At 70.0% G+C, this 20,897-nt stretch carries 15 protein-coding genes; 3 read left to right on the forward strand and 12 right to left on the reverse strand.

Annotation, left to right across the window (positions count from 1 at the left end; genetic code table 11):
- The first annotated feature begins 197 nt into the window (after positions 1–197).
- Entirely contained in the window at positions 198–857 is a 660-nt protein-coding gene (locus Ate02nite_RS11525) for a hypothetical protein (RefSeq protein ID WP_203803614.1), read from the forward strand.
- A gap of 225 nt (positions 858–1,082) precedes the next feature.
- On the opposite strand, the gene Ate02nite_RS11530 is transcribed toward Ate02nite_RS11525, so the two are convergent.
- The 10 genes from Ate02nite_RS11530 to Ate02nite_RS11575 form a co-directional block, all read right to left on the reverse strand.
- Positions 1,083–1,871, reverse strand: a complete 789-nt coding sequence (locus Ate02nite_RS11530; RefSeq protein WP_239147312.1) for an SAM-dependent methyltransferase — start codon at positions 1,869–1,871, stop codon at positions 1,083–1,085.
- Positions 1,872–2,050: 179 nt separating this feature from the next.
- On the reverse strand, positions 2,051–2,776 hold the full coding sequence (locus tag Ate02nite_RS11535) for an FAD-binding oxidoreductase (protein WP_203803619.1): 726 nt from the start codon (positions 2,774–2,776) through the stop codon (positions 2,051–2,053).
- A 55-nt stretch (positions 2,777–2,831) separates the two neighbouring features.
- Entirely contained in the window at positions 2,832–4,007 is a 1,176-nt protein-coding gene (locus tag Ate02nite_RS11540) for an NAD(P)/FAD-dependent oxidoreductase (RefSeq protein ID WP_203803632.1), read from the reverse strand.
- 4 nt (positions 4,008–4,011) lie between these two features.
- A complete protein-coding gene (locus Ate02nite_RS11545; RefSeq protein ID WP_203803633.1) occupies positions 4,012–4,944 on the reverse strand; it encodes a beta-1,6-N-acetylglucosaminyltransferase in 933 nt (310 codons plus the stop codon).
- Positions 4,941–6,548 (reverse strand): oligosaccharide flippase family protein, encoded by a 1,608-nt coding sequence (locus tag Ate02nite_RS11550; RefSeq protein WP_203803642.1) that lies wholly within the window; start codon positions 6,546–6,548, stop codon positions 4,941–4,943. Before Ate02nite_RS11550 ends, Ate02nite_RS11545 begins: the two co-directional genes overlap by 4 nt.
- Positions 6,548–8,671 carry a hypothetical protein gene (locus Ate02nite_RS11555; protein ID WP_203803644.1) on the reverse strand — a complete coding sequence of 708 codons (2,124 nt, stop codon included), beginning with the start codon at positions 8,669–8,671 and terminating at the stop codon, positions 6,548–6,550. The genes Ate02nite_RS11550 and Ate02nite_RS11555 overlap by 1 nt, the downstream gene beginning before the upstream one ends.
- Positions 8,668–9,975, reverse strand: coding sequence for a glycosyltransferase family 2 protein (locus Ate02nite_RS11560; protein ID WP_203803646.1), 1,308 nt, complete (start codon positions 9,973–9,975; stop codon positions 8,668–8,670). The genes Ate02nite_RS11555 and Ate02nite_RS11560 overlap by 4 nt, the downstream gene beginning before the upstream one ends.
- Before the next feature lie 56 nt (positions 9,976–10,031).
- A complete protein-coding gene (locus Ate02nite_RS11565) occupies positions 10,032–11,042 on the reverse strand; it encodes a glycosyltransferase family 2 protein (protein ID WP_203803648.1) in 1,011 nt (336 codons plus the stop codon).
- 303 nt (positions 11,043–11,345) lie between these two features.
- A complete protein-coding gene (locus tag Ate02nite_RS11570) occupies positions 11,346–11,945 on the reverse strand; it encodes a mycothiol-dependent nitroreductase Rv2466c family protein (RefSeq protein ID WP_203803662.1) in 600 nt (199 codons plus the stop codon).
- On the reverse strand, positions 11,942–12,616 hold the full coding sequence (locus tag Ate02nite_RS11575) for a TetR/AcrR family transcriptional regulator (RefSeq protein ID WP_239147313.1): 675 nt from the start codon (positions 12,614–12,616) through the stop codon (positions 11,942–11,944). The genes Ate02nite_RS11570 and Ate02nite_RS11575 overlap by 4 nt, the downstream gene beginning before the upstream one ends.
- 77 nt (positions 12,617–12,693) lie before the next feature.
- On the opposite strand from Ate02nite_RS11575, the gene Ate02nite_RS11580 reads away from it, so the two are divergent.
- The gene (locus Ate02nite_RS11580; protein ID WP_239147314.1) at positions 12,694–14,109 is read left to right on the forward strand and encodes an MFS transporter; all 1,416 of its coding nucleotides are present in this window, start codon (positions 12,694–12,696) and stop codon (positions 14,107–14,109) included.
- A gap of 5 nt (positions 14,110–14,114) precedes the next feature.
- Here the strand turns inward: Ate02nite_RS11580 and Ate02nite_RS11585 are convergent, their stop codons facing one another.
- Both Ate02nite_RS11585 and Ate02nite_RS11590 read right to left on the reverse strand, forming a co-directional pair.
- The gene (locus Ate02nite_RS11585; RefSeq protein WP_203803667.1) at positions 14,115–17,039 is read right to left on the reverse strand and encodes a sensor histidine kinase; all 2,925 of its coding nucleotides are present in this window, start codon (positions 17,037–17,039) and stop codon (positions 14,115–14,117) included.
- 44 nt (positions 17,040–17,083) lie between these two features.
- Positions 17,084–18,688 (reverse strand): serine/threonine protein kinase, encoded by a 1,605-nt coding sequence (locus tag Ate02nite_RS11590; RefSeq protein ID WP_239147315.1) that lies wholly within the window; start codon positions 18,686–18,688, stop codon positions 17,084–17,086.
- Between the two features lie 353 nt (positions 18,689–19,041).
- Here Ate02nite_RS11590 and Ate02nite_RS11595 point away from each other — a divergent pair, with 353 nt between their 5' ends.
- Positions 19,042–20,856 (forward strand): glycoside hydrolase family 5 protein, encoded by a 1,815-nt coding sequence (locus Ate02nite_RS11595; RefSeq protein WP_203803677.1) that lies wholly within the window; start codon positions 19,042–19,044, stop codon positions 20,854–20,856.
- Positions 20,857–20,897 lie beyond the last annotated feature (41 nt).

Consider the following 20,897-nt stretch of genomic DNA (forward strand, 5'->3'; position numbering starts at 1 on the left):
GGACCAACCGCGGCGCAGGGACCAGGAACGGCGCGGGGACCGGCGTTGCGCGGATCGCGGGATGGGTTCGGGAAGCGGTTGGGTGGGTTGTTGGGTGGGTTCGGGGGCGGCGGGTTACGGCTCGGTCGCTTGTGGATCTCGGGCTTGGGGTGGGGGCGCTTCTTTCGCTGGCGGCTCTGCTTGTTCTGGTGGTTCCGGTGGTGGTTCGGTTCAGTGGGCTTGGGGACGCCGACATCGCGATCACCAACTGGGCTCGGTCGCAGTGGACGTCTGACGGCTATCTGTTCGCGCTCGATGCGGCGACCTTTGCGGATCCGGGGGTGTTGTTCGGGGTCGCGGCGGTGGTTTCGGTGGGGCGCTGGTGGTGGATGCGGCATCGGCGTGGGGCAGACGTCGGGCTGCTCACGGCGGTTGGGCCGGTGCTGCCGGTCGTGCTGTTGGCGGCCGTCTACGCGGCGGTGGCCCCGCCGGTCTGGGCGACCGGGCAGCCGCCGACTAGCGTGGTGTTCCCGGCGGTCAGTGAGTTCGATGGGTACATCCCGTTCGAGGTGGCCGGGATGATGGCGTCGCGGGCGGCCGGGCACACCGCTCAGCTCGCGGCCGCGGTCGGGCTGCTGGCCTGGATGCTCGCCGGGCATCTGCCCTGGAAGTGGCGGGTCACGGTGTGGACCGCGGCCGCCATCTACGTGGCGACCTGCGGCGGCGCCTGGGTCTACCTGGGGTGGAGCCGGATGAGCGAGACGGTCGCCGCAGTGGTGATCGGCGCCGCCTGGGCCGCGCTGAACGCCGCCATCTGGTCAGCGCCCCGCGCCAGCCTGGCCCCGGAAGCAACCGCCCCAGCACCCGCCATCGCCTAGCTCGTCGGCGGCCCGAAGCGATCCGTGACCGGACGCTGCCACCCCTGGGCCCCGTCATCGCGAAGCCAGCCGCAGCAGGCGGGCATATCCGCCATCGCTAAGGGCGGCCGAACCCTGAGCGACCGCCACACCCCGCCATCGCTAAAGGCGGCCGAACCTGGAGCGGACCGCCATACCCCAGCCGGAGGTAACCGCCTCAGCACCCTGCCGTCGCGCGGGGAACGTCTAGGGGAGGCGGGCGGCCGCGCCGTAGATGGAGACTTCGGCGGCGGTTGGGCGGGTGTCGGTGGACGGCTGCCAATCGCTTACCGCGACTATTCCGGGCGGGACCAGTTCCAGGTTGGTGAAGAAGGTGGCGAACTCGGCGCGGTTTCGGGCTCGGGCGTCGGTTCGGCCTGCGGCCAGCAGCTCCTCGTGTTTGGCCACCTGCTCCGGTGGGGCGTAGTCGAGCGTCAGATTGCTGGCCACCAGGTAGCTGCCGGACGGCAGCGCGGCCAGCAACTCGCCGACCACCCGCTCGGCCTCCGCATCGTCGTGCAGGAAGTGCAGGACCGCCACCAGCAGCAAAGCCACCGGCTCGCGCAGGTCAAGCACCTTGCGCAGTTCGGGGTGGCCGAGGATCACCTCGGGCGAGCGCAGGTCGGCCTCGACGTAACCGGTGCGGCCGGTGGGGCTGCCGATGGTCAGGGCCCGGGAGTGGGTCATCACGATCGGGTCGTTGTCCACATAGAGCACTCGCGCGGTCGGCTCGATCCGCTGGGCGATCTCGTGCGTGTTGTCGGGGACCGGCAGGCCGGTTCCGATGTCCAGGAACTGCCGCACGCCGGACTCGGCCAGGAACTGCACGCTTCGGCGCAGGAAGGCACGGTTTTCCAGCGCCGCTGTGCGCGCGGTCGGGAACGCCCGCACGATCAGGTCGCCGGACTCGCGGTCGGCGGCGAAGTGGTCCTTGCCGCCAAGCCAATAGTTGTAGCGCCGGGCCGGGTGCGCCACCGAGGTGTCAAAGCGGTCCACGATCAAACTCTACATAGGAATGTCAGTCGCCGTTCCACATCCAGGGCCGGTCGGGGTAGGCCAGCTGACGGCGTACGGCCAGAAGCGTCGCCGGACCATGCAGCGCCTGGCGCGAATGGCAAATGCCGCATCCTGGATGACGCGTCAGCGGCACGCAGTGCCGTTGCGCGATGGGGTGCTCAGGGTGTCCGGGCTGGCCGGTCCGCCCGGGTGAGGTCATACGCACCGTGACGGATGCGGTCGGCCGGCACCCCCATCCGGTCGAGGTGGTGCAGCGTCGACTCGACCATCGACGGCGAGCCGAAGACGTAGAAGTCATGGTCGGGCCAGGGCCCGTGCTGGGTGAGGAGGTCGGCGACGGTGCCCTGAGCACCGTTTTCGTCGGGTTCCTCGCTGGTCGCCCTGATCACGGTGAGCCACGGATGCCGGCGTTCCAGGCGTTCCAGGTCGGCCCGGTCGTAGAAGTCGCCGCCTCGTCGTTCGCCGCGGAACAGGTGGATCCAGCGGGTGCGGTTGAAGCGGGACAGCTCGTCGATGAGCGCCTTGGCGGGGGCCAGGCCGGTGCCGCCGGCCACGAAGATCACGTCGCGGCGCGAGTAGGGGTCGAGGGCGAGGGAGCCGTGCGGCTCGCTGAGCCGCAGCATGTCGCCGGGTTTCAGACGGCGGACCAGCGCCGCCGAAACCCCGCCCGGGCCGCCGGCCCGGACATGAAATTCCAGCGTTCGGTCCAGCCTCGGGGCGTTGGCGATGGCGTACGCCCGGGACTGCCACGGACGGTACGGGCATTCGATCGTCACGTGCTGTCCGGCGTGGAACGGCAGTGGCACGCCCGTACGGCACGTGAACACGGCGACGTCGGGACCACGTCGATCGTGCGTAAGCACCTGGGCGTGCCAGCCGTCCATAACGCCAGCGTCCTCGATCTGCCAGTTCGAGGGCGCACCGGAAGTGCGACTTGGCCTACAGGTCAGACAGCTCGACGCCCGGGTCGGCCAGGCGCGCCGGATCAACGACCGCGCCGGAGCGAATGAGGGCTTCGATCGGCTCGACCACGTCCCAGATGTTGACGTTCATACCGGCCGCCACCTTGCCGTCGACCAGCCAGAACGCGATGAATTCCCGAGCCGCGAGATCGCCACGGACGACCACGGCCGGTTCGGCGCCGGGCGCGACCCAGCCGATGTATTCCATGCCGAGGTCGAACTGGTCGGTGAAGAAGTACGGCAACCGGTCGTAGGAGACGTCCTGGCCGAGCATGGCCTTGGCGGCGACCGGGCCGGAGTTGAGCGCGGTGGCCCAGTGCTCGACCCGGATGCGGTGCTTGAGCAGCGGGTGGTCCACGTTGGCGAGGTCGCCGGCCGCGAAGATGTCCGGATCGCTGGTGGCCAGCCGCCGGTCGACAAGCACGCCGTTGTCGACGGCGAGGCCGGCGTCGACCGCGAGCGACACGTTCGGGGTGGCGCCGATGCCGGCGATCACCACGTCGGCCGGCAGCGTGCTGCCGTCGGCGAGCCGGACCGTGTCGCCCTCGACGGCCGCCACCCGGGTGCCGCCGAGCAGGGTCACGCCGTTGGCCCGGTGCAGGTCGGCGAAGACCGCGGCGATCTCGGCGCCGAGCACGTTCTGCAGCGGCAGCTCGGTGCTGCCGACCACGGTCACCTCGGCGCCGCGGCTGCGCGCGAACGCGGCGATCTCCAGGCCGATCCAGCCGGCCCCGGCGATCACGACCCGGGAGCCCTCGCGGACCGCCGAGGCGATCCGGTGCGAGTCGGCCAGGGTGCGCAGGGTCAGCGCGCCGGGCAGCGGCCGCGGGCTGGACCCGGTGGCCAGCAGCAGGCGGTCGTATTCGACCGCGCCGCCGGCGAACGAGACGGTCTTGGTGGCCCGGTCGAGGCCGGTGACGGTGGTGCCGGTGAGCAGCGTGACGTTGTGTTCCGCGTACCACGAAGGGGCGTGCACGTAGACGCTGTCCGGCTGGTCGTTGCCGAGCAGCAGACCTTTGGAGAGCGGCGGACGTTCGTACGGCCTCTCGGTCTCGGCCGCGATCAGCGTGACCGGACCGGCGAAGCCCTCGTCACGCAGGGTTTCCACCGCTTTGGCACCGGCCAGGCCGCCGCCCACCACCACGTAGGTCATGCCCCTATCCTGGCAGCAGCTCCTCGGCGATGCGATCGACCACGGTGGCGCCGTCGCTTGACCGGAACTTGCGGGCGAACAGCTTGCGGTGCCCGGCCTGCTCGGTGACCTGGGTGTGCGGGTGCTGTGACGGCGCCCAGCGGGCCACCTTGAGGCGGTCGAAATCTTCCTCGTTCAGCCAGCGGGGGTGATAGGAGTGCGCTCGCGGCCAGTCCAGGTACCATGCCCCCGAGGCGTTCAGCGGGAGCGCGGATTCACCGAACAGGGTGCGGCTGCCCAGCATCGATGCCGCGAACGACTCGTCCGGCACCAGCGTGCTGCTCCAGAACTTGATCAGGTCGGGCCGCTCGTCGACGAGTTCGAGCAGCCGGGTGGCGTGCTCCCGGCTGTAGATCTTCCACTGCGAGGCGGCCCGCAGGGTCAGCTCGGCCGGGATCTGCCGGGGCCACGGCATGCGCAACGGGAAGCCTTTGATGTAGAGGCTCTGGTTGTTGCGGGTGAGGTAGCGGTACCGGAACCGCCACATCCCGCCGTCCTTCTGCCGCGGGGTGTCCCAGTCCTGGTACGGCACCGGGACGTTCCACATCCAGGTGCGCCCTTCCCAGTGGGCGAGTTCGTCGTGCAGTTCCTCGACCGGCAGCAGCGGGAAGCAGGCGCCGGAGAGCACCGCGATGTGCCGCGCGTTGGTCCAGGTCAGCGCGTCCCGGACGGCCTGGAGCTCGGCCAGCACGAGCGACCAGCTCGACAGCGTGGTGGCCTGCCGCGCGCTGAACCGGACGTTGCCCGTCCGGGTGCTCTCCCGCATGGCGGCAAAGGTGGCCGCACGGGTGCGCGCATCGCAGTGCACCACGATCGGGATGAACGGCAACGCGTTGACCAACCGTCCGAGGTGCGCGGGATCCGCGTGCGCCAGGACCGCGACGGCCAGCGGCGTCATATATATCTGCCTCCGTAGTAAATGCGGGCGGTCTCTTCCAACCGGGCGGGTCGTTTGACGGTGGCGCGGCCGATCGCCGGAACACGCACCGGCACCCGAGCCGAGAACGTGGTGACCTCGGTGAGCATCGGCACCTCGACGGATTCCTCGACCACCGACGGCTCGTGCACCGGGGTCTTGCTGATCTGCCGGAAGATCATCACGAACCAGCCGACCGTCGCAATGCCCAGGATCACCCGGCCGGCCAGCACCGGAAGGCTCTCCGGGACGGTCGCGGCGATCAGGGCGATCGCACAGGCGCCGACCATCTGCAACAGGAGGCTGATCGGCGCGCGTCCGGGCGAGACGTCCCTACCGGCCCAGGCCAGGAACAACCACACCATGATGTACGCGATGAGAGTCGCGATCGCCGAGCCCATCAACCCGAAGTGCGGGATCAGCAGCAGGTTGAGCCCGAGGTTGACGATCGCACCGAGGAAGTTGGCCAGCGCGATCGATCCGGTGCGGCCGTAGGTCATCAGGGTGCGGGTCACGGCCAGCTGCGCGGCGAACGGCACCACCGTCACCAGTACGACGCTGACCAGGACCTGCAGGTCGTCCGGACGGTACTCAGCCGGGGCCCAGACCCGCAGCACCAGCGGCGCCCCGAAGCCGAAGCCGAGGATCACCGGCACCATCAACCGGCTCAGCGCGTCGCGGCTGTCCCGCAGTACGGCGCCGCGCTGACCCTCCTCCTCGATGCTGAAGAACCGCGGCATCCAGGCCGAGCTGAGCACCGACAGCAACAGCATCGGCATGCCGGCGACGTTGTAGGCGACCTGATATCGGGCCACCTCGGCACTGCCCAGCGCGGACTCGACCACCAGCCGGTCGGAGCTGGTCAGCACGAACGTGGCCAGCGTCGACGGCACCAGCGGCAGCGCGAAGAGCAGCGACCGGCCGATGAACTCGACGTCGCGCGGCCGGACGAACGCCGGCGGGATCAGCACCAGCGCGATCAGCAGCGCGAGCCCCTGGGCGATCGTCTGGCCCCAGATGAAGTTGTTGGCGGTCGGCGCGATGGCCTTGGACAACCCGAGGCTGACCGCCTCGGCGACGACCGACTGCATGAGGCCGACCACGGCGAACGCGGCCAGCCGGTCCTGGCTGCGGAGCAGGCCGAGCGAGACGTTGGTGACCGCCGACAACCCGGCCCAGATCACCGCGAGCTTGACCGTGCCGAGGCTGTCGGCCAGACCGAGCGGCCCGCTCCACAGGCCGACCGTCGCCCACCCGGTGAAGGTGAGTGCGGCGCCGGCCAGCAGGCCGAACCCGATCAGGCGGCGCGCGCCGAGCAGGTTGTCGTGGCCGGAGTGCTCACGCTGGACCGCTTCCTGCAGGCCGAACCCGGCCAGGATGAAGATGATCTGCATGACCGCGTTGGCCGAGGTGACCGCGCCGAACTGCTCGGCCCCCAGCACCCGGGTCAGGATCGGGGTCAGCAGCGCGGCGCAGAGCAGCTGCACCGCCCAGATCGCCAGGTAGGCCGAATCCCGTCCGAAGAGCTGAGCGACGTGGCTCTTCTCCTCGGGCTCGACTGAAGTATCGACTGACGTGCCGGCCATCAAGAACCCGTCCCCGTACCCGCGGTGTACTCCCAGACCACCGTATCGCCTTCGGTGAAAGCCTTCGTCCACAGCGACGAGGCGCTGAACGCGTCCCGCAGCGCCGTGAACTGCGCCTTGGTGTGCAGGCCGTATTCGAGACCGTAGTACTCGTTGGTCGGCGACCAGACCGCGTACAGGTGGAAGGCGCCGGTGGTGTTGGCGTCGCCGTACTTCACCAGCTGGCCGGTCATCCGGGTCATCGTGGTGTCGGCCGGATCGGTCAGCGTGTAGGCCTGCGGATCGATGTCCTCGCGGTCGATCGTGACGTAGGTGCCGGCCTCGGTCGGCGGTCCGTTCGGCAGGTCGCCGGGGCCGACGACGAGCAGGTAGCTCACCGTGTTCTGGCGCTGCAGCGCCTGCGCCTCGAACCACTTGACGGCGTCCCGATCGGACGGCCGCATCACCGCCGACGCGTCCATCCCGAACGCCGCGATGTTGAACGTCACCGCCAGGGTCACCAGCACCGCGCCCAGGCCGAGGTTGACCCGTCGGGTGCCGAGCTTCGCGAACGTGCTGACCGCGAGGATCGAGAGCCACGGGATCGCGAACAGGGCGGCCCGGAAGATCCCCTCATTGCCGTACGCGTTGACCGCGAGAACCGCGACGCCGACCGAGGGCGCCAGCGCGAAGGCCCAGGCGGCCGGGTCTTTCCACCGGCGGGCGAGGGTGACCAGGGCGAGCAGGCCGATCACCAGAATGCCGGCGGCCAGGGTGTAGGAGGCCAGGCCGACGATCGGCAACCGCTCGAGGCCGGTGGTGGCCGCGGTCTCCGGCGGGCGGAAGTTACTGGCGTTGCCGACGTCGCCCAGCGAGACGAACCCGCCCAGGTCGCTCCAGTGCAGGAAGGCCCAGGCGAACGCCTCACCGATCAGCGCGGCCGCGAACCACCACGGCTTGAGCAGCCGGAACACCGCGAAGACACAGAGCGTCCCGCCGATGATGTACGGGCTGAGCTGGTGCGTGACCGTGACCGCCGCACCGATGGCGAGGATGCCGCCGAGCCGCGGCCAGGTCGGCAGCTTGGACAGCGCCAGCCCGAAGATCGCCAGGCCGAGGACGAAGCCGACGGATTGCGGCGAGAAGTAGTCGGCGCCGATCGGGTCGGCGAGCACACCGAGCAGGACCGCCAGCCACGGCAGAACCCGGCCGCTGAGCACTTGGCCGGCCAGGTAGCGCATGGCCGCGATCCGGCTCACGCCGATCAGCACCGGCCACGCGGTGGCCAGCCCGAGCGGATCGCGCAGCCCGGTGACGTCGGAGAACCAGGCCATCGACGAGAAGTAGCCGGGCCAGCTGTTGTAGACGCCGACCGACGAGTCGAGGTGGTGGTTCTGCCGGATCTGCTGGATGAAGTCGAGGTGCTTGGCGGCCGACTGCGACCGGGGCGCGTCGTAGACCAGCGCGGCGGTGCCGGTCAGCACCAGCATCAGCAGGGTGACGCCGACGGCGAGCACCATCTCGTCGCCGGAGCGGGCCATCGCCAGCGCGATCAGGATGAGCGCGAGACCGACGTACCAAATCGGGCCGATCTGGGTGAGGAAGCCGCCGATGCCCGGGTCGAGGTGCCGGTGGGTGAGTGCCGCGATCAGGCAGAGAATCGCGCCGCCGGCCGCGATGGCCAGCGGCGGCCGGAAGGCCGGCCAGGGCCGGAGCGGCAGCAGCGGCCGATCGCGGACCGCCCGGAGTACGCCGAGAACGTGCACCGGCGCGGTGACCAGGATGATCATCGTGGCGGCCAGCGACGGATGCCAGGCGTCGCCGTACATCATCAGGATCGAGACCAGGATCAGGATCACCAGGGATCCCGAGGTGGCCGCCATGGTCCGCAGGGACAGGCCCATCCTGCGGTTCAGCGCCCAGGGGGCGGCCCCGGTGCCGAGCAGAAAATAACCGCCGAGACCGAGGACCCGCAGGGCCTCGATGCCGGCGATCAGGCCAACCAGGCCGACCAACAGGAACAGCAGGCTGAGGGAGGAGAGGACCAGACGGGCAGGGGCGGTTTGCCCCGGCGAGTCGGTGAAGGCCGTGGCCTTCGGTTCCTCGGCCGGCGCCGTGGTCAGGCGGTAGGCGGTGATGGTCAAGAGCCTACGGCCGATCGGCGTACGGCTTGGCGGGATCGGGCGTAAAGCAGCGGACCGGCCAGGTGACCGGCGAGCCGGCGCCGCCGGACCCCGCGGGGGGCCGGCACGACGCCGGTGAGCTGCCGGATCGTGGCCGGGTTGGCCCGGGCGAGGTGGAGCAGACCGGCCGGGATCCGGCGCAGAACCTCGCGGCGGGTGGTGTGGTCCAGCAGGAGCTTGGTCAGGTAGGCCGTCAGGCCGCTGCCGTAGCCGTACATCTGGCGCAGCAGCGACTCGTCGTCGGCCCGGTGGTGGTGCCAGGCGACCGCGGACGGCTCGTAGGCGATCGCCCGCCCGTCGAGCAGGATCCGGACGAAGATGTCCAGGTCTTCGCCACCCCGGGTCAGCGTGCCGGCGCCGAGGGCCTCGTCGAAGCCGCCCAGCCGCAGCAGCAGCTCCCGGTCGAAGGCGAAGTTGGCGCCGGTGCCGAACAGGCCGGCCGCGAACGGGTAGAGCACGCCGTAGCGTGCCTTCTCCGACATGTCGTAGAGCTGCGGCTTGCACCGGCTCCACCAGGTCGAGACCCGGGCGTCGAAGTAGGCCTCGGACCGGTTGGAGATCTGCGCGGTGCAGACCAGCCCGGTCACGCAGCCGACGTCCGGGCGGCGACTCAGGCCCCGCACCAGGCCGTGCACCCAGCCGGTGTCGACCGCGACGTCGTCGTCGGTGTAGGCGATGTAGCGGCCCTTGGCCGCGGCGAGGCCGGCGTTACGGGCCCACGACAGTCCGGGACGAGCCTCGCGGACGTAGCGGAACCGGGAGTCGTCGGCGGCGTACTTCTCGACCAGCCGCTCGGTGGAGTCGTCGCTGGGCGCGTTGTCGACGATCACGAACTCGACGTCGGGGTAGGTGACCGCGGCCAGCCGGTCGAGGCAGCCGGGCAGGGCTCCGCTGCGGTCCCTGGTGCAGACCACCACGCTGACCAGGCCGGCCGCTTCGGTCTTGTTCGGGCAGGTGCCGGGCTGGGCCGGGGCGATCCAGCCGGCCCGTGCGGCCTCGGCCGGAACTGGCAGGCCCTCGGCGGTCAGGTGCTCCGCGATGGCGTCACCGAACGTGGACCACAGGACCCGGCGGATCGCCTCGACGTCGGCCGGCGTGCCGGTGCGCGGAAGCGCCAGGTAGCCGAGTGGCTCGCCGTGCAGCCGGACGAGCACCCGCATGGTGGTCTCGTCGGTCGGGTCCACCATCGAGGTCGCCGGACCGTCGCCGGCTATCTCGAAATCGCAGCACCAGACCCCGGTGCGCGCGGTGGTGGTGGTCAACATACGGGGCTCCATCGGTGTCCAGAGGTGGCGCTCGGAAGGAAAGTTACGCGGCCGGCTCAGTGGCCGCCGACCGTCACCTGACCTCGATGGAGGGACTCGACCACGTAGCCGAGAACCGTGCTGCTCAGGCCGATCACGACGACTCCGGCGCGCAGCAGCCCGGCCGGGCGGCGGACCGCACCGGTGACACCCTTGATGACCGCGGACGGCAGGGTCACCCGGACGTATTTGCGCTCCGAGGAGAGACCGGCCTCGGTCCCCTGCAGCATCGAGACGATGCGCTTCGAGCGGCCCTCGTGGTAGCAGCGGCTCACGAAGTACTTCATCGTCTGCCGCACGGCCGGCACGTAGTGATCGACCGCGGAGAACGGATCGAACACCACCTTATAGGTGGAGTCGTGGGCCGAGACCCGGATGCAGAACTCGGTTTCCTCGCAGCCCACCGGCTTGGTGCCGACCCGGCCGATGGCGTCGGAGAAGCCGCCCACCTTGCCGAAGATCGTGCGGCGCACCGCCATCGAGGCGCCGATCGGGTTACGGATGGTGGTCTTCTCCTCGGGCAGGCCGCGGTAGCTGCAGCCGACGACCCAGCCGAATTCCTCGGGGAACCAGCGGGGTGCGCTGCCACCCTCCCAGTTGGGGCGGACCGTGGTGCCGGCCACCGCGACGTCGTCGCTTGCGAAGGCCGTACGGAGGCCGGTGACCCAGCCGGGACGCGCGACCGCGTCGTCGTCGAGGAAGGCGATCACGTCACCGCGGCTGGTCTCGACGCCGGTGTTGCGGGCGTCGGAGAGGCCCTTGCGGCCGGCGTTGGGGACGACGCGGGCGGTGGGGAACTCGGAGCGGGCGCGGGCCAGCAGACCGTCGTTGTGGTCGACCACCACCACGAGCTCGTCGCCCTCGCCGAGCTGCTCGAGGACCGAGACACACGCGCGCTGGAGGTCGTCCCAGCGCCAGTCCGCGTAGCTGCAGATCACTACGCTGATCGTGCGGCTCGCAGCCGGGGTCTGAGCGGGGTACAGATCGATCTGGTCCACCGGGTCCTTGATCCTCTCCAGCACAGCCATTCGCGAAACATGCCGTTCATTAACCTGCAATAGCCAGGTGAATTCACGGGTTGCGAACGTTCCGTACGAAGGCATGGGGGCATCCTCCGCGCGAGTCACAATACGGTCCCCGATGCCCCATTCTTGAATGCGCCGGAGAGAAATAACTGTCCGTATCCGGTGCCCGGCCCCACGGCGGGGGCTTCGACCGGTTTTACCCTTGCGGTTCAACCGTTCGCACCGTTACCCCCGCCGCAGGTACCGACTGGCGTATAAGCCTCAAATACTGACCAATACGGGCAATATCACGCCCGTTTTGGGTCATTAGTTAAAATTGAGGCCACCGGTACGCGTTCGCTTTAGCTCGAAGAATTCCGGGTACGACGCGAGTGCCACGGCACCGTCGAAGACCTTCACGGCCGTCTCGCCACGCGGAATGCTGGACAGCACCGGCCCGAAGAATGCGACTCCATCGATATGAATCGTCGGCGTACCGACGTCCTCACCGACCGGGTCCATGCCCTCATGGTGACTGCGCCGCAACTCCTCGTCATATTCACTGCTCGATGCGGCCTCGGCCAATTCGGCGGGAAGACCAACTTCGGCGAGTGCTTCCCGGATCACTACCGGGAAATCCTTGTTGTCCTGGTTGTGGATGCGAGTGCCGAGGGCGGTGTAAAGATCGCTGAGGACCTTCTCGCCATGCTTGGCGGCGGCCGCGGTGACCACCCGGACGGTGCCGAGGGAGCGGTCGATCAGCTCACGGTAGTTCTCGGGCAGATCACGGTTCTCGTTGAGCACGTAGAGGCTCATCACGTGGAAACGGAGATCGATCTCCCGGTGCTTCTCGACCTCGAGAATCCAGCGGGAGGTGATCCAGGCGAAGGGGCAGGCGGGATCGAAATAGAAGTCGACTCGAGTCACGCCTCGACGTTACGTCGATCCGGGGCCATCGACTCCACCGCGGCCATGATCAGATCGACGCAGAACGAGAAGTAGTGCTCGGTGTCCGGCGCCCGGGAATACGTGGCGCCGAACGCCACCATCATCGGGAACCGGTCGGCCGGCAGGCTCTCCAGCATCAGCCGCTTCTTCCGGCGCCACTCCGGGGCCTCGTCGACCGGCACGGTGGCCGGGCAGCCGGGCTGCGCGTTCACCGCCCCGATCGCGGCGTGCAACAGGTAGGACGCCACCCAGTAGGCCTCCTCGACGCCGAATCCGCCCGCGGCCAGCAGGGCGAGAGCGTCCTCGGTCGCGCGCTGGAAGCTCTCTCCCTCGTCCTTGGCCACCGAGTGCATCAGGTCGGGCAGGCTCGGGTGTTCCCGCATGACGGTGACGAGCACCTCGACCATGGCCCGCAACTGCTTGGCCCACGGGTCGGCGGCCGAGCGGTCGGCGCGGAGCGAGGCCAGCGCGTGGTCGACGATGCCGACCAGCAGCTCGTCCTTGCTCTTGAAGTGCCAATACAGCGCCATCGGCGTCACGCCCAGCTCCTGCGCGAGCCGGCGGATGGTGATCGCTTCCACGCCCTCTTCGTCGCCCAGGCGCAAGGCCCGTTCGACGACCGTTGCCCGGCTCAGCTTTTCCCCTGCCACTTGACAACCATACAACGTACAGGTGTCATGTACCTCGTACATGTACGACGTACAAGGACAACGTACAGGGGGAACCCGTGGAGAAGAACCGGCGGTGGTGGGCGCTCGTGGCGGTGGCGCTCGGCACCTTCATGACCTACCTCGACAACAACGTGGTCAACGTGGCCCTCCCGTCGATCCAGCGCGACCTGCAGCTGACCATCTCCGGCCTGGAGTGGATCACCAGCGCGTACGTCCTGGTCTTCGCCGGCCTGCTGCTGGCCGGCGGCCGGATCGCCGACGTGCTCGGCACCCGGGGTGCGTTCTTCGGCGGCCTGGCCGTCTTCACCCTCGCCTCGATCGGGGCCGGCCTCGCGCAGAACGAGGAGCTCCTGATCGGCGCCCGGGCCGTCCAGGGCATCGGCGCGGCCCTGCTGACCCCGGCCGCCCTGGCCCTGATCACCCAGCTCTTCCCGGACGCGCGCGAGCGCGCCACCGCGATCGGCATCTGGGGTGGCGTCGGCGCGCTGGCCCTCGCCATCGGCCCGTTCACCGGCGGCATCCTCAGCCAGCACGTCTCCTGGGGCTGGATCTTCCTGATCAACGCGCCGATCGGGGTGGCCACCGCCGTGCTGGCCGCGGTCTCGTTTCCGGCCGGTCGCCGGGGCGAATCCCGAGGCCTCGATCTGCCCGGCGTCGTCACCTCGTCACTGGCACTGTTCGCCCTCACGTACGCCCTCATCGAGGGTGAGTCGGACGGCTGGACCTCGGGCACCATCCTGGCCGCCTTCGGCCTCGCCGCGGCGGCGGCGATCGCGTTCGTGGTCATCGAGAACCGCTCCGCCAACCCGATGATGGATCTGAGCTTCCTGCGCAGCCGGGTGTTCTCCGGCGGTCTGCTGGTCATGGGCCTGTGGGCGTTCGGCGTCTTCGGCATCTACTTCTACATGGCCATCTACCTGCAGAACGTGCTCGGCTTCTCGCCCACCGAGGCGGGTTCGGCGTTCATCCCGATGGCCCTGATCATGGCGGTGCTGGCGACCGTCGCGCCGCGGATCGAGGCCCGGTTCGGGGCCGCGCGCACGGTGGCGGCCGGGCTGGCGCTGATGGCGATCGCGATCGGAGGCATCGCCAGCTACGGCGAGGGCACCAGCTATCTCGCCCTGCTCCCCTGGTTCATGCTCTACGGCATCGGCGGCGGCGCACTCGTCCCGCTGAACAACGTGATCCTCGGGGCCATGCCGCCCGGCCGGGCCGGTATCGCCTCCGGGATGCTCAACGTCTCGCGCGAGGTGTTCGGCCTGCTCGGCATCACCATCCTCGGCGCGATCCTGACCAACCGGTCCAACGCCGCGACCGGCACCGAGCTGCACCGGTACCTGGCCGGTTACCAGTTCTCACTGGTGGTGGCCGCGATCCTGGTCGGCCTCGGCATCCCGGTGGCACTGTGGTCGCTGCGCTCGGTTAAGCAGCCGGCCGCGGCCGAGACCGAGCTGGAGCCGGTGCTGGTCTGACCAAATCAGGCCGGCGGCAGACTCACTGTGAACAGGGTGCCGCCGGCCGGGGCCGGGCACGCGACGAGCATGCCACCGTGCGCCTCCACAATGGCCTTGGTCACGGCCAGGCCGAGCCCGGTGCCCTTGATCCCCTGAGCGGTCGCGTTGCTGGCCCGGAAGAACCGGCTGAACAGGTGCTGGTACTGCTCCGGCGGGATGCCGATGCCGGTGTCGCTGACCTCGATCACCACCCGGCCCGCCACCTCCTGCGCGACCACCGTGATGGTCCCGCCCTCCGGGGTGTACTTGATGGCGTTGGACATCAGGTTGTCGAGCGCCTGCCGCAGACGCTGCGCGTCGCCGAGCACCGGCAGGTGGGTGTCCAGCTTCTCGGTGATGGTCAGCTTCCTGGCGAACGCCCCAGGCCGGTGGTTGTCCACGACGTCGTGCACGAGGCTCCCGGCCGACATCGGGGTCGGCTCGATGTTCATGTGCCCGGCGTCTATCCGGGCCAGGTCGAGCAGGTCGTCGACCAGCCGCTGCAGGTGCCCGGTGGTGCGCTCGACCACCGACGCCTGCCGGCGGCCGACGTCGTCCAGCCGCGGGTTCTCCAGCATCATCTCGGTGTAGCCCCGGATGACCCCGAGCGGGTTGCGCAGCTCGTGGATGACCACCGCGGACAGTTCGTCCTTCATCCGGTCCAGCTCACGCAGTTGCTCGACCTGCTGCTCGCGCTGCTCGGCGAGCTCGCGGCGCTCGGTGACGTTGGTGCTGATCCCGTCGACCAGGATGCGGCCGTCCTCGATGCGGGGTTGCGCCCGGGTCCACACCCAGCGGACCACGCCGTCGTAGCCGATCATCCGGCATTCCAGTTCGGCGGGCAGGCCTCGGCCGAGGGTCTGGTGGAACACCGCGATCTTCCCGGCGTCGTCCGGGTGGACCAGGTCGGTGATGAAGGTGGCCCGGTTGTCGCCGGTGGTCTGCGGCACGCCGCCGAAGACCCCGGTGGCGTTCGGGCTGCCGTAGAGGAGCCGGCCGACCTCGCCGGGGACGACCTCGACGGCCCAGACGTAGTCGTTGAGCTGGCCGACGACCCGGTCGAAGTCGCGGCGGGCCTGGGACAGCGCGAGGGTCAGGTCCTCGGCCCGGCGGCGCTCCACGAACCGGCCCAGGTGGGCCGCGACCGTGTCGAGCATGGCCGCGATGTCCGGGTTGTGGGGCAGCTGGTCGGCCGAGTAGAAGGCCAGCACGCCGAGCACCCGGCTGCCCGAGCGCACCGGCACGCCGATCGCGGTACGCAGACCGGAGCGGGCACCGGTGTCGAACCGTCCCGCGTCCACCATGTCGGCCGGCGGCTTGCTCCCCCACACCTCGGTGCCGCGGTTCCAGACCAGGCCCGGCACGCCCGCGCCACGGGCGAACGTCAGCGGCTGGTCGCTGGTGAACGCGGACAGGTCGACGCCGCCGGTGACGTGCGAGCTGAGCCGTTCGATTCGCTCCCGGTCGTCGGTGACCTGCCAGTACTCACCGCAGGCCAGACCCAGCCGGTCGGTGATCACCCGGACCGCCTCGATGGCGGCCTGCTCGGCGTTGGTGGCCTCGGACAGCACCTGGGCCACCGCGTGCCGGGCGCGATTCAGCTCCTCCGCGCCGTACGCGTCGGTGATGTCGTGCATGGTGACGACCGCGCCCAGCCGGCGCCCGTCGCTGGTGTCGATCGGCCGGGCGTTGCTGAGAAAACGACGCGGCGTCCCGGCGTCCACCCGCACCACCAGGTGCTGGCCGCGCACGATCTGCCCAGCATTGGCGCGGGCCAGCGGGATCTCGTCGGCACCGAGCGGGGTGCGGCCGTCCGGCGCGTACAGGTCGTACTGCTGCGCCCAGGTCTCCCCGGACTCACCCGCCACCGCGTCGCGGCCGTGCAGCTCGCGCATCGCGCGGTTGAAGAAACTCAGGTTGCCGTCGCTGTCGCAGGCGGCCACGCCGGCGTCCAGGCTGTCCAGCAGCGCCTGCAGGAACGCGTGCTCGTTGTCCAGCTCCTGGCGCTGCCGTTCCAGCTCGGTCAGGGCGTCGATCCGGTCGGTGATGTCGTGCAGGAACGCGTGGAAGAACGGGACGTCCCGCTCGAAACACACCTGCAGGCTCATCTCCGCCGGAAACTCCCGGCCCTTGCGGTCGACCGCGGACAGCTGCAGGCGGGTGCCGGACAGCTCGGAGTGCAGGGTCTGCCGGACCCGGGCCATCCCGGCCATGTGCGCCTCGCGGAACCGCTCCGGGATGATCAGATCGGTGATCGAGCGGCCCAGGGCCTCCTCCGGGGTCCAGCCGAACAGCCGCTCGGCGGCGCCGTTCCAGGCCACCACGAGGCTGTTGGGGTCGATCGAGACGTACGCGTCGTGTGCGCTCTCCAGCACCGCCCGCATCCGGTCCGCGGCGATGGTCTGCTCGCTGTGTGCGAGACGCAGCGCGATCTCCGACTCGGCCGCGGCGGCGAGGTCGGCGACCGTGGCGAGTTCGTCGGTGGTCCAGTCCCGGACCCGGTCGTCGACCACGCAGAACGACCCGAGCACGTGGCCGCTCGGAGCCCGCAGCGGGAAGCCCGCGTACGCGGCCGCACCCAGCACGCTGACCGCCGGGTTGTCCCGCAGCCGGTGGTCGGTGCTGGTGTCCGGGACGATCATCGGGGCGTCGTCCTCGACCACGTACCGGCAGATCGAATAGGTCAGCGGCGTCTCGCGCCGGTCACCCAGGGCCGGCGGCAGACCGCACGCGCTGGAGAACTTCTGGTGTTCCTCGTCGATCAGCGTGACCATGGAGACGCGCGCGCCGACGAGCCGGGCGGCCAGCCCGGTCAACCGGTCCAGAGACGGCACCGGACCGGCGTCGAGCAGGCTGGTGGCCCGCAAGACGCTCAGCCTCTCGGCATCCCGGATTCGCGCGTGCTGCATGCACTGACTGATCGGCCGATGAGCGCCTCATCTGAGCAGCGTGCCTAGTGGCGCCACTTCTGATTACCCGTGCCGGAGCATTCCCACACCTGCAGGGCCACGCCGTCGGCACTGCTGCCGTCGGGCACGTCCGCGCACTTGACGACCTCGAGGTTGACCAGGTCGAAGGAGCTGTTCAGGTCCCACTGCGCGGCCGTCGACCCGTCGCAGGCCCCGGTGCCGACCCGGCCGCCGTTGCCGTTACCGAGAATCCGCACGCAGCGGCCCATGACCCGCAGGCTGCCGTCGCTCCGGACGTCGAATTTCTGGGCGTCGGTGCCGTTGCAGGTCCACATGATGATGGCGCCGCTGCCGGTGTCCATCTGCAGGCAGGTGCCGGTCTGCATGTTCTGCACCGGGCTGCCGACCGCGGCGGCCGGCTGTTCCGCCGCGCCCGCGGCGGTGGTCGTGGTGGTGGTCGCGGGATTGGCGGTGGTCGCGGTGGGTGCGACGGCGAGGGCCGTGGTGGCGGTTACGCCCGGCGCATTGGTCGCGCTGGGTGCCGACAAGGGCGCAGATCCGGAGGGTACGGGTACGGAAGGCGCCGGTGACCCGGGGTCGGACGACTGCTGTTCGACGCCTGCCCCCACGCCCGCGCTGGGCGGCGCGGCCACCTCCTCGGCCCCGGCGTCGCTGAGCACCGGACGCCCGGCGATCACGGCCGCCAGCAGCAGGACGGCGGCGCTGCCGACCCACCAGGCCACCCGGTTCCGGCTCGGCTTCCTCGGTGCCGGGACCTCGACCGTCTCGACCTGCTTGACCACGGTGGGTTTCGCGGGCAGCGGGGTCAGCACCCCGGCCACGCCGCCGGCCGCCGCCCGGAGCAGCTCCTCGGCCTCGTCGGCGCCGATCCGCTCGGCCGGCTCCTTGCGCAGCAACCCCGCCAGCACCGGCTGCATCACACCCGCCTGCTCCGGCGGCCGGGGCGGCTGGGTGGCCAGGGCGGCGAGCGTCGCCATCGGCGAGGACTTGTCGTACGGCGGGCGGCCCTCGACCGCCGCATACAGGGTCGCGCCGAGCGACCACAGGTCGCTGGCCGCGGTGATCTCCTCGTCCAGGGCGCGTTCCGGCGCCAGGTAGGACGGGGAGCCGAGCACGATGCCGGTGCTGGTCATGCCCGAGTCGCCGGTGGTCGCGGCCAGGCCGAAGTCGGTGAGCACCACCCGGCCGTCGTCGCTGAGCAGCACGTTGGCCGGTTTCACGTCGCGGTGCAGCACCCCGGCCCGGTGCGCGGCCCGCAGCGCGGCCAGGATGTCGAGACCGATCCCGGCGACCCGCTCGGGCGGCATCGCCCCGTCGTCCCGGACCGCCTCGAACAGCGAACGGCCGATCACGAGTTCCATCACGATCCACGGCGAACCGCCGTCGTGGATCACGTCGTAGATGCGTACGACGTGGGGGTGACTGACGCGGGCGATCGCCCGTGCCTCGCGGATGGCGCGTTCCCGCAGGTCGCGGATCTCGGCTTCGGGCAGGCCGCGGGGCAGCACGAGTTCCTTGAGCGCGACGTCCCGGCCGAGCAGCTCGTCACGCGCCTGCCAGACCCGGCCCATGCCGCCCTCGCCCAGCGCCTCTACCAGGCGGTAACGTTCGGCGATCACCTCGGACACGACGGAACCGTACCGGCCGTTCGCCATGGTCCCCGAGCGGCTGAAAACGGCATCAACAATTTGTCGACCGGGCCCGTATGCGCGATCCGCCCTGGTGAATGCGTGTGCCCACGTGGCCCTACGGGCGCCCGTTTCCCACATCGCGGGAACTGTGAGAACTTTCTCTATCCGTCCACCTTGGCTCGGACCAGCGCCGCCAGGCACGCACGGCACCCAGCACGGTGAAGGTGAGCGGCATGTCCTACTGACCTGCGTAGATGAAATAAGCCTTAAGCGTTGATCCGCTCATGGGAGCGCTCCCGTAACTCCACCTGTAGCGAAAGTTGTGCCCTAGGTGGAAGGCGCGGATCCCAATGTACAGATCTCGATCCCGGTTCACACGCGACCGACGATGGCAGATCGCCGCAGTCGCCGGCGTCGCGGTGGTCGTCGCCGGCGTCGGCCTGGGCGTAGCCTCCGCCGACGCGGCGGTCCCGACCGTCAACTGCCCGCAAGTCAAGATCGGCGTGGCGGTGCCGGCTCAGCAGCAGGCCGACGTGCAGCGCAACCTCGAGCTGCTGAACACCCAGATCACCGAGGCCAACGCCCGGCTCAAGAGCACGGTCGGCCAGGGTGGCCCTCAGTTCATCCAGAACGCGATCCTCGGCCCGCTGAAGGACAAGCGGATCGCCACCATCAACCGGATCGAAACCGCGATCGGCCGCAACGCGGCCAAGCCCGACCTGAACGCCGAGGGCCTCGCGCCCTGCACGCTCAACCAGGGTGGTGGCGCGTCGCCGCAGCAGAACACCGCGCCGCCCGCGACGGCCACCTCGGCCCCCGCCGCGGCGGGTGGCGGCGACGGCCTGCCGACGGTCGACTGCCCCGACGTGACGATCGGCGTGGCCGTGCCGGCCCAGCAGCAGGCCGACGTGCAGCGCAACCTGGAGCTCCTGCAGACCCAGATCGCCGAGGCCAACGCGCGGATCCGCAGCACGGTCGGTCAGGGTGGCCCCCAGTTCATCCAGAACGCGATCCTCGGCCCGCTGAAGGACAAGCGCTTCGCCACCATCAACCGGATCGAAACCGCGATCGGCCGCAACGCCGCCAAGCCCGACCTGAACGCCGAGGGCCTCGCGCCCTGCACGCTCAACGAGGCGGGTGGCGCCACCGCGGAGCCGACCACGGCGGCACCCACCACCGCCGCCCCGACCACCGAGGCGCCGGCCCAGCCCGGCGCGGATGCTCCCGCCGGTTCGCCGGTCGAGGTCAACGGCCAGCTCAGCGTGTGCGGCGTGCAGCTGTGCAACGAGGCCGGCACGGCGATCCAGCTGCGCGGCATGAGCAGCCACGGCCTGCAGTTCTTCCCGAACTGCGTGAACGCCGGCTCGCTGTCGGCACTGCGCAACGACTGGAAGGCCGACTTCATCCGGCTGTCCATGTACGTGCAGGAGGGTGGCCTGGAGACCGACCCGACCGGCTTCACCAACAAGGTGAACGGTCTGGTGGACCAGGCGACCGAACTCGGCCTCTACGTGGTGGTCGACTTCCACATCCTCACGCCGGGTGACCCCAACGTGAACCTGGGCCTGGCCAAGACGTTCTTCCAGAACGTCACCGCGAAGCACGCGGACAACAACAACGTCATCTACGAGATCGCCAACGAGCCGAACGGCGTCAGCTGGGACGGCATCAAGAACTACGCCGACCAGGTGATCCCGGTGATCCGGGCGAACTCGCCGGACAGCGTCGTGCTGGTCGGCACCCGCGGCTTCTCCTCGCTCGGCCTGACCGACGGCAGTGACGAGAAGGAGATCCTGGCCGACCCGGTCGACTTCAAGAACATCATGTACACGTTCCACTTCTACGCCGCGTCCCACGGCGCCGACCGCCGCGCGGTGGTGGCCCGGGCGGCGAAGGAGCTCCCGCTGTTCGTCAGCGAGTTCGGCACGCAGACCTTCACCGGCGACGGCAACAACGATTTCACCAGTACGGACGCCTGGCTGGACCTGCTGAAGGCCAACAAGATCTCGTACGGCATGTGGAGCCTCTCCGACGGCCGCGAGACCAACTCCGCCTTCAAGCAGGGCACCTGCGCCGGCACCAACTTCAACGGAGCCGGCGTCCTGACCGAGTCGGGCCGCTACATCCGAAGCCGAATCCTCACCGGAGTCGGCAACCCCAACTGAGTTCCCCGCACCGGCGCACGGCCCGCACCCATCCCCCCGGG

It is taken from the genome of Paractinoplanes tereljensis (genome assembly GCF_016862435.1).
GTDB lineage: Bacteria > Actinomycetota > Actinomycetes > Mycobacteriales > Micromonosporaceae > Actinoplanes > Actinoplanes tereljensis.